1 protein-coding gene is annotated in these 539 nt (G+C 46.4%); it reads left to right on the top strand.

Annotated elements, in window-relative coordinates:
• Positions 1-539 (top strand): IS30 family transposase (locus tag A7325_RS01555; protein ID WP_156508473.1); only part of this gene is annotated, 539 nt, incomplete at both ends.

The raw sequence follows: 539 nt of genomic DNA, 5'->3' as shown, positions 1-539 counted from the left end.
GGCGGCACATTGTGGCAGTGTCTCAGACGTAAAGGAAAACCATACCGGCAGCGTCTAACCGCTGAGACTCGAGGCCGTATCAATGACAGAGTCTCGATTCATGAGCGCCCTTGTATTGTTGAAGAACGCTCACGTATTGGAGATTGGGAAGCGGATACCGTTATCGGTCAGCATCACAAGCAAGCGATTGTCACGCTCGTTGAACGTAAAACGGGGCTATTGAAGATGAAGCGTGTGGGTCATAAAACAGCACAGCAAGTATCAGAGGCAATGATAGAACTCTTAGCGCCAGTGAGGTTGCAGGTTAAGACCATTACCTCTGACAATGGTAAAGAGTTTGCTCAGCATAAAAGGGTGAAACAAAAGCTCTTTAGCCCTTTCTTCTTTGCCGATGCTTATGCGTCATGGCAGCGAGGAACCAACGAAAATACCAACGGCTTGATCAGAGAGTATCTGCCTAAAGGCTGTGACTTTAGACAAGTCTCTGATAATGAAATACAGGACATTGAGAACAAACTAAACAACAGACCAAGAAAACG

It is taken from the genome of Psychrobacter sp. SHUES1, assembly GCF_001652315.1.
Classification (GTDB): Bacteria; Pseudomonadota; Gammaproteobacteria; order Pseudomonadales; family Moraxellaceae; genus Psychrobacter; species Psychrobacter faecalis.
The sequence above is the reverse complement of the archived record's forward strand: the minus strand, read 5'-3'. Positions and strand labels throughout refer to the sequence as shown.